Origin of the sequence: Microbacterium jejuense, assembly GCF_019511665.1 — a bacterium.
Lineage (GTDB): Bacteria > Actinomycetota > Actinomycetes > Actinomycetales > Microbacteriaceae > Microbacterium > Microbacterium jejuense_A.
In genome coordinates this window covers 151,906-164,918 of the sequence record NZ_JAEUAW010000008.1, presented here as the reverse complement: position 1 = coordinate 164,918, position 13,013 = coordinate 151,906, and the positions used below count along the sequence as shown (strand labels likewise).

At 71.0% G+C, this 13,013-nt stretch carries 10 protein-coding genes; 8 read left to right on the top strand and 2 right to left on the bottom strand.

What is annotated here, in order from left to right; translation table 11 throughout:
- Positions 1-81: 81 nt before the first annotated feature.
- The 6 genes from JNB62_RS12180 to JNB62_RS12155 all read left to right on the top strand — a co-directional run bounded on the left by JNB62_RS12180 (position 82) and on the right by JNB62_RS12155 (position 6,163).
- Positions 82-729 (top strand): GntR family transcriptional regulator, encoded by a 648-nt coding sequence (locus JNB62_RS12180; RefSeq protein ID WP_220301181.1) that lies wholly within the window; start codon positions 82-84, stop codon positions 727-729.
- Positions 726-2,246, top strand: coding sequence for an MmgE/PrpD family protein (locus JNB62_RS12175; protein ID WP_220301153.1), 1,521 nt, complete (start codon positions 726-728; stop codon positions 2,244-2,246). The genes JNB62_RS12180 and JNB62_RS12175 overlap by 4 nt, the downstream gene beginning before the upstream one ends.
- 70 nt (positions 2,247-2,316) lie before the next feature.
- Positions 2,317-3,219 (top strand): methylisocitrate lyase, encoded by a 903-nt coding sequence (gene prpB, locus JNB62_RS12170; RefSeq protein WP_220301152.1) that lies wholly within the window; start codon positions 2,317-2,319, stop codon positions 3,217-3,219.
- Between the two features lie 88 nt (positions 3,220-3,307).
- The gene (locus JNB62_RS12165) at positions 3,308-4,498 is read left to right on the top strand and encodes a bifunctional 2-methylcitrate synthase/citrate synthase (protein ID WP_220301151.1); all 1,191 of its coding nucleotides are present in this window, start codon (positions 3,308-3,310) and stop codon (positions 4,496-4,498) included.
- A complete protein-coding gene (locus tag JNB62_RS12160; RefSeq protein ID WP_220301150.1) occupies positions 4,495-4,962 on the top strand; it encodes a hotdog fold thioesterase in 468 nt (155 codons plus the stop codon). Before JNB62_RS12165 ends, JNB62_RS12160 begins: the two co-directional genes overlap by 4 nt.
- A 22-nt stretch (positions 4,963-4,984) precedes the next feature.
- Positions 4,985-6,163, top strand: coding sequence for a thiolase family protein (locus JNB62_RS12155; protein WP_220301149.1), 1,179 nt, complete (start codon positions 4,985-4,987; stop codon positions 6,161-6,163).
- 58 nt (positions 6,164-6,221) lie between these two features.
- Here JNB62_RS12155 and JNB62_RS12150 read toward each other — a convergent pair whose 3' ends face one another.
- On the bottom strand, positions 6,222-6,680 hold the full coding sequence (locus tag JNB62_RS12150; RefSeq protein ID WP_220301148.1) for a VOC family protein: 459 nt from the start codon (positions 6,678-6,680) through the stop codon (positions 6,222-6,224).
- A gap of 109 nt (positions 6,681-6,789) precedes the next feature.
- Here JNB62_RS12150 and JNB62_RS12145 point away from each other — a divergent pair, with 109 nt between their 5' ends.
- Positions 6,790-7,773, top strand: coding sequence for a helix-turn-helix transcriptional regulator (locus JNB62_RS12145; protein ID WP_220301147.1), 984 nt, complete (start codon positions 6,790-6,792; stop codon positions 7,771-7,773).
- 77 nt (positions 7,774-7,850) lie between these two features.
- Here the strand turns inward: JNB62_RS12145 and JNB62_RS19605 are convergent, their stop codons facing one another.
- Complete coding sequence (locus JNB62_RS19605; protein ID WP_220301146.1) at positions 7,851-11,240, bottom strand: DEAD/DEAH box helicase family protein; 3,390 nt, start codon at positions 11,238-11,240, stop codon at positions 7,851-7,853.
- Positions 11,241-11,559: 319 nt separating this feature from the next.
- On the opposite strand from JNB62_RS19605, the gene JNB62_RS12135 reads away from it, so the two are divergent.
- Complete coding sequence (locus JNB62_RS12135) at positions 11,560-12,969, top strand: HNH endonuclease signature motif containing protein (protein ID WP_220301145.1); 1,410 nt, start codon at positions 11,560-11,562, stop codon at positions 12,967-12,969.
- Positions 12,970-13,013 lie beyond the last annotated feature (44 nt).

Genomic DNA, 13,013 nt, shown 5'->3' with positions numbered 1-13,013 from the left:
GTGGTCGAACGGTGACTCTCTGGCTCCCTCAGCTGGTTTATGTATACACTGGTCAGGATGTCGGACGAGGAGGTGATGCGCATGCGCGCCAGCGACCGCGCCTACGCGACCCTCCTCGACGAGATCCAGTCCGGCGTGCTGGGCCCCGGCACCGTCCTCGGCGAGGTCGATCAGGCGGCGCGCCTCGGAGTCTCGCGCACGCCGCTGCGCGAGGCGCTGGGGCGTCTCGCCGCCGATGGGCTCGTCGCGCAGCAGTCGCCGCGTGTCACCGTGGTCACCGCGATCGACGCCGGTGACATCCGCGAGATCTTCGAGGTGCGCCGGGCGCTCGAGGAATCGGCCGCCCGTCTCGCCGCTGAGCGGGGGGATGCCGCGGCCTTCGCCGCCCTGGCCCACGACTTCGCGCGCGTCGATCTCGGCACCGCCCACGGCGCCGACGGGTACTACGGGCTCATCGCGCGCTTCGACGCGATGCTCGACGCGGCGGTCGCCAACGACTACCTCACCGCCGCGCTGCGCACGGTGCGCACGCACCTCGTCCGGGTGCGCAGGCTCGCGCGCGACAATCCGGCCCGGCTGGCGGCATCCGTCTCGGAACACCGTCTCATCGCGGCGGCCATCGCGGCGCGCGACGCCGACCTGGCCGCCCACGCCACCCACGTCCATCTGCACAACGCGCTCGAGAGCATCCTCGGCGCCCTCGAACTCGACCGGAAAGGCGCGTCATGACCGTCACCCACCATCTCCGCGTGCACCGCAGCGACGAGAACCTGGCCCGCGAGGGGCAGCTCGCCTGGCACCTCGCCGAGATCGCCGCCGATCCCGTCGAGGTCGACGCCGACGTCGTCGACATGATCATCAACCGCGTCATCGACAACGCGGCGGTGGCCGCGGCATCCCTCACCCGCGCACCCGTCAGCGCCGCGCGTCAGCAGGCGCTCGACCACGCCGTGTCGGTGGGCGGCACGGGCGCGACCGTGTTCGGCTGCGCGCTGGACCGCAGGACGAGCCCCGAGTGGGCGGCGTGGGCGAACGGCGTCGCGGTGCGCGAGCTGGACTACCACGACACGTTCCTGGCGGCCGAGTACTCGCACCCGGGCGACAACATCCCGCCGATCCTCGCGGTCGCCCAGCATGTGGGCGCGGACGGACATGCCCTGGTCCGCGGCCTCGCGACCGGATACGAGATCCAGATCGACCTCGTGCGGGCCATCAGCCTGCACAAGCACAAGATCGACCACGTCGCCCACCTCGGCCCGTCGGCCGCCGCCGGCATCGGGACGCTGCTCGGCCTCGACGTCGAGACGATCTACCAGGCCATCGGGCAGGCGCTGCACACCACTACGGCCACGCGGCAGTCCCGCAAGGGCGAGATCTCGACGTGGAAGGCGCACGCCCCGGCCTTCGCCGGCAAGATGGCGGTCGAGGCCGTCGACCGGGCGATGCGGGGCGAGACGTCTCCGTCCCCGATCTACGAAGGCGAGGACGGCGTCATCGCGTGGCTGCTCGACGGCCCCGATGCGTCGTACGAGGTGCCGCTGCCCGCCGCCGGCGAGCCCAAGCGCGGCATCCTCGACTCGTACACGAAGGAGCACTCGGCCGAGTACCAGGCGCAGGCGTGGATCGACCTGGCCCGCAGGCTGCACAACGAGGCATCCTTCGACCCCGCCGACGTCGAGTCGATCGTGCTGCACACGTCGCACCACACGCACTACGTCATCGGCTCGGGCGCGAACGATCCGCAGAAGTACGACCCGCTCGCCTCGCGCGAGACGCTCGACCACTCGATCCCGTACATCTTCGCCGTCGCCCTGCAGGACGGCGGCTGGCACCACGTCGACTCGTACCTGCCGTCGCGCGCCGGCCGGCCCGACACGGTCGAGCTGTGGCACAGGATCACGACCGCCGAGGACCCGGAGTGGACGCGCCGCTACCACTCCGACGACCCGAACGAGAAGGCGTTCGGCGGCCGCGCGGTGATCACGCTGAAGGACGGCACCGTGATCGAGGACGAGATCGCGGTGGCCGACGCCCACCCGCTCGGCGCGCGGCCGTTCGCTCGCGAGGACTACGTGCGCAAGTTCCGGCTGCTCGCCGAGCCCGTGCTCGCCGCCGACGAGATCGAGCGATTCCTCGACCTCGCGCAGCGCCTTCCCGACCTCAGCGCCGAAGAGGTGCAGCAACTGACGATCGTCGCCGACTTCGGCGTGCTTGCCGGCGCACCGGCGCCGAAGGGGCTGTTCTGATGATCAGCCGGTCGTTGAGCGAGCGAGGAACGAGCGAGACGAAACGCCCCGAGCCGACGAGGAGCCTCTGATGCTGTACTCCACCGTGCCCGCGCACGAGAAGCGGCGGCTGTTCCGCGAGCGTCTCGCGAGCGGCGAGCTGCTGCGCTTCCCGGGCGCGTTCAACCCGCTGTCGGCCCGGCTCATCGAGCGCAAGGGCTTCGAGGGCGTCTACATCTCGGGCGCCGTGCTGTCGGCCGACCTGGGGCTGCCCGACATCGGGCTCACCACGCTCACCGAGGTCGCCGCGCGCGGTCAGCAGATCGCGCGCATGACCGACCTGCCGGCGATCATCGACGCCGACACCGGCTTCGGCGAGCCGATGAACGTCGCCCGCACGATCCAGACCCTCGAAGACGCCGGGATCGCCGGCACGCACATCGAGGACCAGATCAACCCCAAGCGCTGCGGCCACCTCGACGGCAAGGCCGTCGTCGACGAAGACACCGCGATCAAGCGCATCCGCGCCGCGGCCGACGCGCGGCGCGACCCGGACTTCCTCATCATGGCCCGCACCGACATCCGTGCCGTGGAGGGATTGGATGCCGCCATCCGGCGTGCGCAGGCGCTCGTGGATGCGGGGGCCGACGCGATCTTCCCCGAGGCCATGCGCACGCTCGACGAGTTCGAGGCGGTGCGCAAGGCCGTGGACGTGCCGATCCTCGCCAATATGACCGAGTTCGGCAAGTCCGAACTCTTCAGCGTCGACCAGCTGCGCGACGTCGGCGTCAACATCGTCATCTGGCCGGTCTCGCTGCTGCGGATCGCGATGGGTGCGGCATCCCGCGCTCTCGATACGCTCGTCGAGGACGGCCACCTCACGTCGAAGCTCGGCGAGATGCAGCATCGCGCCGACCTCTACGACCTGATCGACTACGAGCAGTACAACCACTTCGACACCAGCGTCTTCAACTTCACCGTGCCCGGTCGTTGAGCCGAGCGAAGCGACGAAACGTCGCAACGCTTTTCGTCTCGTCGCTTCGCTCCTCGCTCAACGACCGGGAGCATGCAAAGGAGCAATCATGACCGAACCCGACATCAAGAAGGGCCTCGCCGGCGTCGTCGTGGACTACACGGCGATCTCGAAGGTCAACCCCGAGACGAACTCGCTGCTGTACCGCGGCTACCCGGTGCAGGAGCTCGCGGCCACGCAGCCGTTCGAGGCGGTCGCCTACCTGCTGTGGAACGGCGAGCTGCCCGACGACGAGCAGCTCGCGCAGCTGCGGCTGACCGAGCGGGCGCATCGCGCGATCCCCGACGACGTCCGCACCGCGATCGATCTCGTGCCGCTGGACGCCCACCCGATGGACGAGGTGCGCACCGCGGTGAGCCTCATCGGCGCGCGCGACCTCGCCGGCACCGGATCGGTGCTCGACGCCAGCGGCAGCGCCGAGCAGAACCTCGAGCGCAGCATCCGCCTGTTCGCGGTGCTGCCCGCGATCGTCTCCTACGGCCAGCGCCGCCGGCGGGGGCTCGAGCCCGTCGCGCCCCGTGACGACCTCGACTACGCGGCCAACTTCCTGTGGATGACGTTCGGCGAAGAGGCCGACGAGGTGGTCGTCGACGCCTTCAACCGCTCGATGATCCTGTACGCCGAGCATTCGTTCAACGCCTCGACGTTCACCGCGCGCGTCATCGCCTCCACGCTCAGCGACCTGTACTCGGCGGTCGTCGGCGCGGTCGGCGCCCTCAAGGGGCCGCTGCACGGCGGCGCCAACGAGGCCGTGCTGCACATCTTCGACGAGATCGGCTCGGCCGAGAACGTGTCGGCATGGCTCGACCAGGCCCTCGCCGAGAAGCGCAAGATCATGGGCTTCGGCCACCGCGTGTACAAGCGCGGCGACTCGCGCGTGCCCACCATGAAGGCCGCGCTCGACACGCTCGTCGAGCACTACGACCGTCCCGAGGTCGCCGCGCTCTACGACGCCCTCGAGTCCGAGTTCGTCGCGCGCAAGGGCATCTACCCGAACCTCGACTACCCGTCGGGGCCCGCGTACAACCTGATCGGGTTCGACACGCTGACCTTCACGCCGCTGTTCGTGGCGGCGCGCGTCACCGGCTGGACCGCGCACATCATGGAGCAGCTCGCCTCGAACGCGCTCATCCGTCCCCTGTCGGAGTACAACGGCCCCGACGAGCGTCACATCGACGGCTACGTCGCCGACACCGCGGCGCTCGCCGTCGCCGATCGTCCAGAAGAAGCGGCCGGATGACGCTCTGGTTCGGCGATGTCGCCGGCGTCGACCTCACGGCGATGGCCGGCGGCACGCTGATCGAGAACCTCGGCATCGAGATCGTCGAGATCCGCGACGACGCGCTGGTGGGACGGATGCCGGTCGATCGGCGCACCGTGCAGCCGGCGGGCGTGCTGCACGGCGGCGCCTCCGTGGCGCTCGCCGAGACCCTCGCGTCGTGGGCGGGCTATCTGGCCGTCGACCGCGAGCGGTTCCACGTCGTCGGCCAGGAGATCAACGCCAACCACATCCGCCCGATCTCGTCGGGCTGGGTGACGGCGACGGTGACCCCCGCGAACATCGGTCGCCGCGCCCACGTGTGGGAGATCCGCATCGTCGACGACGCCTCGCGCCTGGTGTGCATCTCGCGGTGCACGCTCGCCGTCATCGAGCAGCGCAGCACGTACGCGACGCCCGACGCCCGTACGATCGTGCGGACGTAGGCTCGGACCAGGAGGCATTCTCATGCGCAGCGCGGTCATCGTCGACGTCGTCCGAACCCCGTCGGGGCGGGGCAAGCCCGGGGGAGCACTGAGCGGCGTGCACCCCGTGGATCTCGCCGCCGGCGTGCTCACGGCCCTGCTCGAACGCAGCGGGCTGGAGTCCACCCGGATCGACGACGTGCTGATGGGGTGCGTCAGCCAGGTCGCCGACCAGTCCCTCAACATCGCGCGCCAGGCGGTGCTCGCCGCCGGGTTCGCCGAGTCGGTGCCCGCCGTGACGATCGACCGCCAGTGCGGGTCCAGCCAGCAGGCGGCGCACTTCGCGGCGCAGGGCGTCATCGCCGGCGCGTACGACATCGTCATCGCCGCCGGCGTCGAGTCGATGAGCCGCGTCCCCCTCGGCTCGTCGGCCCACGGCGGCACGGTGTCACAGGGCGTGTCGCGGCGCTACCCCGACGGCCTCGTCAACCAGGGCGTGTCGGCCGAGCTCATCGCGCAGCGATGGGGGTTCAGCCGCGAAGAGCTCGACGCCTTCTCGGCCGAGTCGCATCGAAGAGCGGCGGATGCCTGGACCCGAGGCCGCTTCGACACCCAGGTGATCCCGGTCCTCGGCGGCGACGGCGAAGCCGTCGCCTTCGACGAGACGGTCCGGCCCGGCACGACCGCGGAGGCTCTCGCGGGTCTCGGTCCGGCCTTCCGCACGGACGCGCTCGCCGAGCGCTTCCCCGACCTCGACTGGCGCATCACCGCGGGCAATTCGTCGCCGCTCACGGATGCGGCATCCGCCGCCCTCATCATGAGCGAAGAGAAGGCGGCCGAACTGGGGCTCACGCCGCGTGCGCGGTTCCACTCGTTCGCCGTCGTGGGCGACGACCCGATGATGATGCTGACCGGGCCGATCCCCGCCACGCGGCGCATCCTGGAGCGCAGCGGCCTGTCGCTCGACGACCTCGACGCGTACGAGGTCAACGAGGCGTTCGCGTCGGTGCCGCTCGCGTGGCAGCGCGAGCTCGACGCAGACCCCGACAAGCTGAACCCGTGGGGCGGCGCCATCGCTCTCGGGCACGCCGTCGGCGCGTCGGGAACGCGGCTGCTGGGCACGCTGGTCGCCCACCTCGAGGCCACCGGCGGCCGCTATGGCCTGCAGACGATGTGCGAGGGCGGCGGCATGGCGAACGCGACGATCATCGAGCGGCTGTAGCCCGAGCCGAGCTCCGTGCGCGGGGCGGTCCGGCGTGCCCGGACCGCCCCGCGGCGCGTCATCCCTGCGGTGCGACCACGCTGATCGCCCACGTGACGCCGAAACGGTCGGTGAGCATTCCGAAGCCGGGCGACCACGCGGACGCCGCAAGCGGCTCCACGACGGACGCGCCGTCGGCGAGCGCGTCCCAGTACTCCTGCGCCTCGTCCATCGACGCGGCATTCAGCGCGAGGAAGAACGACTGGTCGGTGACGGTCGTGCCGTTCTCGCGGCGCGCCGATCCCGGCAGAGCGGCGGCGCCGGGCGCTCCGGGCACGTCGTAGGCCATCAGCGTGAAGCCGTCGCCGCCGAAGACCTGACCGTAGACGACGTCGTGCGCGCCCGGCACGTCGTCCGGCATCCCGAACTCGGCGTACGTGCGGATGACGGCCTGGCCGCCGAACGCGGCCGCGTAGAACTCGAGGGCCGCGCGGGCGGCGCCGTGGAAGTTGAGGTGGGGAACGGGGGTGGCAGACATGAGTCCTCCTGTGGATCGCGCCGACTCGGTCGGCCGTTGTGCGGTGTGGATGCCAGTGTCCCGACAGTTCCGGCCAGGGAACGTCCGCTACTCCTGAGAGGATGACGACATGCCGATCTCGTCCGGTCCTTCGACCTCCCGGCGGATGCTCGCCCTCCTCTCGCTCCTGCAGACGCGGCGCGACTGGCCGGCGCGCGTCCTCGCGGAGCGCCTCGAGGTGAGCGAGCGCACCGTCCGGCGCGACATCGATCGGCTCCGCGAACTCGACTACGCCATCGACGCCACGCGGGGACCGGACGGCGGCTACCGGCTCGGCGTCGGCACACGGCTCCCTCCGCTCATGTTCGACGACGACCAGGTCGTCGCCATCACCCTGGCGCTGCGCACCGCGGGGTCGCTCGGCGCAGGCATCGAGGACGACGCGGCTCGCGCCCTGAGCACGGTTCAGCAGCTCCTCCCGGCGCACCTGCGTCACCGCGTCGAGAGCCTCGCGCCCGCCGGAACGCATGGCGGCGATCGGCGAGACGCCGACGCCGATCCCGCCGTGCTGCTGCAGGTCTCGGAGGCCATCCGCGCGAGCACCGAGCTGCGCTTCGACTACGCGTCTCCCGGCGGCACGACCGCGGATCGCCCCGCACGCCGGACCGAGCCCCACCACCTCGTCCTGCACGGCGGGCGCTGGTACCTGCTCGGCTACTCATCCGACGCGGGCGACTGGCGCACCTACCGCGTGGACCGCCTCACGCCTCGCACCCACACCGGTCGCCGGTTCTCGCCGCGTCCCGTGCCCGGCGGCTCGCCCGGCCGCTTCGTCGCGGCGCGCTTCAAGGGCTCCCACGACGGCGTCGACGCGTGGCCGTTCCACGGCACGGCGACCCTGAGCCGGTCGCTCGACGCCGTGGCGCCGTTCGTCGGCGACGGGACGGCGCACGCGCTGGCCCCCGGCAGCACGCGGGTGACCCTGGGGTCGTGGTCGTGGGGAGCCCTCGCGGCGCGCTTCGCCGCGTACGAGGCCGACCTCGCCGACGTCGAGCCCGCCGAGCTGCGCGAGGCCTTCGCGGAGCTGAGCGGCCGGGCAGGCCGCGTGCACTGAAGCAGTGGACCGCCACGGTCGGCCCCGGTCCCCTCGGACGCCGCGTGCCTCGCCGTCGTCAGAGCCAGGCGGGAGCGCTACGCCGTCGCTTGACCCGGCACCGGGTCGGCGCTCTCATCGACCCGGCGGATGCGGGCGATGAGGTCGGTGACCTGCGCGTCGGTGAAGAGCTCATCGGGGCCTTCGGGTGCCACGCCGTCGAACGGATCCTCGTACAGACGGCGCGGGTCGAGGTAACCCGCGATCGTCAGCTGCTGGACGACGAGGTCGACGAACGCGTGCTGGCGGTGCGTGAACCCGGGTGCTGAGACGAAGTCTGCGAGAGCCTCCTCGACAGCCGACCGCTCCATCCCGACGATCGATCGCACCAGGCGACCGAGCCCGCCTACGCCGGTGGCCTCTTGGCGCAGTTGTGCGGCATCCACCCCTCCCGCCGTGGTGAGCAGGTCTTCGAGCTGGGCGAGGTCCACCTCGGTGAGCTCGCGCCCGGTGCGCAGCTTGTGCAGCGCCACGTCGGACCGTCCGTCGAGGAAGCCGTACAGCTTCTCGCGGAAGGCGCGCCGGTTGAGGCCGGGGACCACGCGCGCGAGCGGGATCTCGCGGACACCGTCGAGGGTGTCCTCGAAGTCCGTGTACACGATCGCCTGGCCTTCTCTGCCGATCAGGCGCACCAGGTCGCGCAGCTTCACGCGGACGCGCTCGAGCATGCCGATGTCGACGTGCTGCCACCATTCGGGGTCGACGACGGCATCCAGCAGCGCGGACTGCGCCGCGACGGCGGGGATGCTGCGCTGATCGCCGAGCGCCCGCGCGACGTCGACGATCCGCGTTGCGACACCGGCGGAGACGCCGCCGCCTTCGGCGACAGCCACCTGTGCCTGCAGCACGAGTGCGTCGAACCGCTTGGCGGCCTCATCGGTGTCGCGTTCGGCCGCCGACGGCAGCCCGGCCAGTTCGGCGGCGGCGTCCAGGTCGCCCGCGCTGAGGTCGTCCCAGGCAGCGGCCGAGGCGAATCGCTCGACGGCGCGCAGCCGCGCTCGCACGAGGAAGTTGTCGCGATTCATGCCCGCGACGGCGGCATGAAGACGCGCGGCCAGCGCGGATCGCAGGGCGACGGCATCCGGCTCGTCCGATCCCTGCAATCCGGCCAGGAGCCGCGTGCGCAGCCGGAAGGTGCGTTCCGACAGTGATGGCGAGCGGGGAGTGGATGCCTCGGGCAGCTGCTCGTTGAAGAAGTCGAGGTTGCCGCACACGTCGAAGATGACGAAGTCGCGCTTGTCGTCGCCGGGGCCGTACAGGTCGGGGCGCAGTCGCGTGCCGCGCCCGACCATCTGCCAGAACTTGGTGTGGGACCCCACGGGTTTGAAGAAGACGAGGTTGACGACGTCGGGGATGTCGATGCCGGTGTCGAGCATGTCGACCGAGATGGCGATCTGGGGGCTCTTGCCCGGGGTTGAGAAGTCGTCGATGAGCGTCTGCGCGTAGGGGCCGGACGCGTAGGTGATCACGCGGGCGAGCTGTCCGCTCTTCTCGGGGAACTGCGCATCGAGGCGCTCCTCGATGAACTCGGCGTGACGCTGGTTCTTCGCGAACACGATCGTCTTGCCGAGCACATCGCCGCCGCCGACGTAGCGGGCCTCGCGGAACAGGACCTCGAGGACCTTGTCGACGGTGTCGGCGTTGAACAGCCAGCGGTTCATCGCCGCCGCGTCGACGGCATCCGGGATCTCGCCGTCCTGCCATTCGAGTTCGTCCCACCGCTCGCGGTCGGCCTCGCTCAGCTCGTCGTAGCGGATGCCGCGGGTCATGAAGCCGAGGTCGATCGGTCGCGCGACCGGCGGCACGAGGAATCCACCGGCGATCGCGTCGTCGAGCTCAAAGGCGTCGGTCGGAACACCGTCGTCGAGTTCGAAGAGCCGGTAGGTGTTGTGGTCGACATCCGCGCGCGGCGTCGCGGTGAGCCCCACGACGAGCGCGTCGAAGTACTCGAAGATCTCGCCGTAGCGGTTGTAGATCGAGCGGTGCGCCTCGTCCACGACGATGAGGTCGAAGTACCCCGGGCCGAACCGCCGCAGCGCATCTTCGCCGGCGTCGATGAGTCCCATGACGGTCTGGTAGGTCGAGACGTAGACCCGGCCCTCGCTCGCGCGGTCGGTGACCAGATTCACCGGGGCGCTGTCGGCAAGATGCGCCTTGAACGCTCCGACTGCCTGGTTGACGAGCGCCGTGCGATCGGCGAGGAACAGCACGCGCTTGACCCAGTTCGCCTTCTGCAGCACGTCGACGAGGGCGATGACGGTGCGCGTCTTGCCGGTGCCGGTGGCCATCACCAGCAGCGCGCGCCGGCGCTTCTGTTCGAACGCCTCGCTGACGGCGCGGATGGCACGCAGCTGATACGTCCGCTCCACGATGGTGCGATCGATCGGGATCGTCGCGAGCGGGCGGAGCGTGCGGCGCCGCTCGATCGCCAGGGCGAGCTGGTCCTTCGTCATGAAACCCGCGACGGCGCGCGGCGCGTAGCGGCGGTCGTCCCACAGCCAGGTCTCGAACCCGTTCGTGTAGTAGATCAGAGGGCGCTGGCCGAAGTCGCGCTCCAGGGCGTCGGCGTAGATCTCGGCCTGGAGGCGCCCCTCCTTCGCGCTCTTGGTGGTGCGCTTGGCCTCCACCACGCCGAGCGGCCGGCCGTCGTCGCCCCAGAGCACGTAGTCGACCTTGCCCGTTCCCGAGGCCGACGGGATGCCGGTGACCGGCCACTCCCGGTCACGGCTGTCGGTGAGCAGCCAGCCCGCCTCACGCAGCGAGAGGTCGATGAGGTCGCGTCGCGTCGCCGCCTCGGTGGCGAGGGTGGGATCCGGGATGCCGCGCTCGGCGTTCGCGGTCGCGTTCGCCTGCTTGGCCGCCGTCGCTGCGGCATGCAGCGCCTCGACCTCCGCTTTCAGCGCCGCGTTGCGTTCGCGCTCTTCGGCCAGCGCATGCCGCGTCTCGTCGAACTCCGCCTGCATCTTCTCCAGCGCCGCGCGCGCATGCCGCACGATCGTGGCGGGTGCGGGTGGCACGGCATCGAAGTCGAAACGGGCCGGCGGTGCGGCATCCGGATCTCCGTAGCAGTGGTCGAGCCATAGGCACACCGTGTGGAACTGCTCTAGCGACCCGCGGGCGCGGCCGATCGGGAGCGGATCCTCCTTGTGCACGGCGTCGTTGCCGACGGTGCGGACGATGCGCAGGCCGCCGGTGACGCTCTGACCGACCGCGCTCTTGAAAGCGCCTTGTGCGGTGAGGTTGGCGAACGACGTGTCGTACGGGCGGGGCAGTGACTCGGCCTGGTAGACCCAGTCCGTGAAGATCTCACCGGCCAGTCGCGTGTAGTACGCGGCCGCACGCGGGTCGCTGCGCAGGTACGACTCGGCGCGGGATGCGGCCTCCCAGATCTTCGGCCAGCGATCCCGGACGAAGTCGAAGTTCCCCACGAACGGCTCCCGGCGGCAGGCTCGGCCCCTGCTCTCGCGCCATGCTAGCGAAACGCGGCGACATCAGGCGTTCGGCGCGGAGTGCGGTCGTTGCGCGAGCGAGGTCCTTGTCGTCGTCCGGTCGTTGAGCGAGCGAGGTACGAGCGAGACGAAACGTCGCGAGCCGTCGCTGGGACGAACCGCGAGTTTCACCGCACGTGCGTCGGCCCCCTTCCTCCAGAAGCCCCGTCTCCGACAGCGGAAACGAGGTTATCCACAGTCCGGAAACAGGTCTGGATCTGGGTATTCGAACGTCGGAACCCCTCGGAAGAATGAACCCATGACAACCCTCGCCGACGCCCTCACCGGGCTCGGCGATGCGTTGGCGGAGGTGGCCGGTCGAGCCGCCGACGAGTTGCGAGGTGCCGGTGATGCGCAGGTGCTGGCTGTCCTCGCGGCGGCGGGCCGTGTGCGGCGCCTCGCGGAGTGCGTGCTCGTGGAGGCATCCGCGGTGATCGTCGAGCGGGACGAGCAGGTTCCACACCCCGACCGGCTGACGACGCGGTATGGATGCCGCAACCTGGCCGAACTCGTGCAGCGCGCCACCCGGGTGCCGGGCCGGACGGCGGGCGACGTGGTCACGGCGGCGAAGGCGGTGCGTCAGTCGACCGCGCCGTCGACGGGCGAGGTGCTGCCGGCGGAGTTCCCGGCCATGCGCGAGGCTCTGATCGCGGGCGAGTCGGGGCTCGACGGGCTGGTGGCGGTCGCCTCGGTGTTCCGCGGGAGTCTCATCGGTCGAGAGGGTCTGCTGGCCGCAGATGTCGAGTTGGCCGCCGCAGCGCGGGGCGACACAGCGGGCCCGGTTTCCGCCGATGAGCTGCGGGCGATGGCGCAGGTGTGGGCGGCGTACCTGGACCCGGATGGTGCGGAGCCGGTGGAGGCGCGGGCGTTGCGCAAGCGCGGACTGACCATCGGGCGGCGTGGGGCGGACGGGCTGGTCCCGGTGCGGGGCGGCCTGCTGCCCGAGGTGGCGGCGCAGTTGCAGCTGTGCGTGGAGAGCGTGGTGAACCCGCGCGTCGACGGTGCTCCGGCGCCGGGTCCGTGCTTCACCGACCCCGTCGTGACAGATGCCCCGTTCGATGCCGCCGCCGACACGCGCACGGCCGCGCAGAAGCGCCATGACGCGCTGGCCGTGCTGCTGCAGGCGGCCGCGGCATCCGGAGACCTTCCGATGCTCGGCGGCGCCGCCCCGACCCTGGTGGTGCAGGTGCGGGAACAGGACCTCGCCACCGGCCTTGGGTATGCGCACCTGCCCGGGGACCCCGAGCCCATCTCGATCGCCGCGGCGCGGCGGGTTGCGTGCTCGGGTGCCGTGCAACGCGTCGTGCTCGGCGCTGGCGGGCGGATCACCTCGATCAGGACCCTGGAGCGGGTGTTCACCCACCACCAGCGCCGCGCGATCACCCTCCGCGACGGCGGATGCCTTATCCCGGGGTGCGATGTACCGCCGCAATGGTGCGAGATCCACCACGTGCATGAGCACTCCCGCGGTGGCCCGACGCACACCGACAACGGCGTGCTGCTGTGCTGGTTCCACCACCGCACCATCGACACCGGCGGCTGGCAGATCCGCATGATCGACGGCATCCCGCACCTGCGCGGCCCGTCCTGGTGGGACGCCCAAGCCCGCTGGCGACCCGCCACCAAGTCACCCACCGTTCGACGTGAACGCATGGTTCTGCGGACCTGAGCGGAGGCCGTCGCCGGCGCAATGTCGGAGGTCGGGTGTGTCCT

Bases quoted from the DNA above. Each gene is read 5' to 3' on its own strand.
- JNB62_RS12155 (WP_220301149.1), top strand. From the start codon at position 4,985: ATGCGCAGCGCGGTCATCGTCGACGTCGTCCGAACCCCGTCGGGGCGG.
- JNB62_RS12165 (WP_220301151.1), top strand. From the start codon at position 3,308: ATGACCGAACCCGACATCAAGAAGGGCCTCGCCGGCGTCGTCGTGGAC.
- JNB62_RS12145 (WP_220301147.1), top strand. From the start codon at position 6,790: ATGCCGATCTCGTCCGGTCCTTCGACCTCCCGGCGGATGCTCGCCCTC.
- JNB62_RS12135 (WP_220301145.1), top strand. From the start codon at position 11,560: ATGACAACCCTCGCCGACGCCCTCACCGGGCTCGGCGATGCGTTGGCG.
- prpB (WP_220301152.1), top strand. From the start codon at position 2,317: ATGCTGTACTCCACCGTGCCCGCGCACGAGAAGCGGCGGCTGTTCCGC.
- JNB62_RS12180 (WP_220301181.1), top strand. From the start codon at position 82: ATGCGCGCCAGCGACCGCGCCTACGCGACCCTCCTCGACGAGATCCAG.
- JNB62_RS12150 (WP_220301148.1), bottom strand. From the start codon at position 6,680: ATGTCTGCCACCCCCGTTCCCCACCTCAACTTCCACGGCGCCGCCCGC.
- JNB62_RS12160 (WP_220301150.1), top strand. From the start codon at position 4,495: ATGACGCTCTGGTTCGGCGATGTCGCCGGCGTCGACCTCACGGCGATG.
- JNB62_RS12175 (WP_220301153.1), top strand. From the start codon at position 726: ATGACCGTCACCCACCATCTCCGCGTGCACCGCAGCGACGAGAACCTG.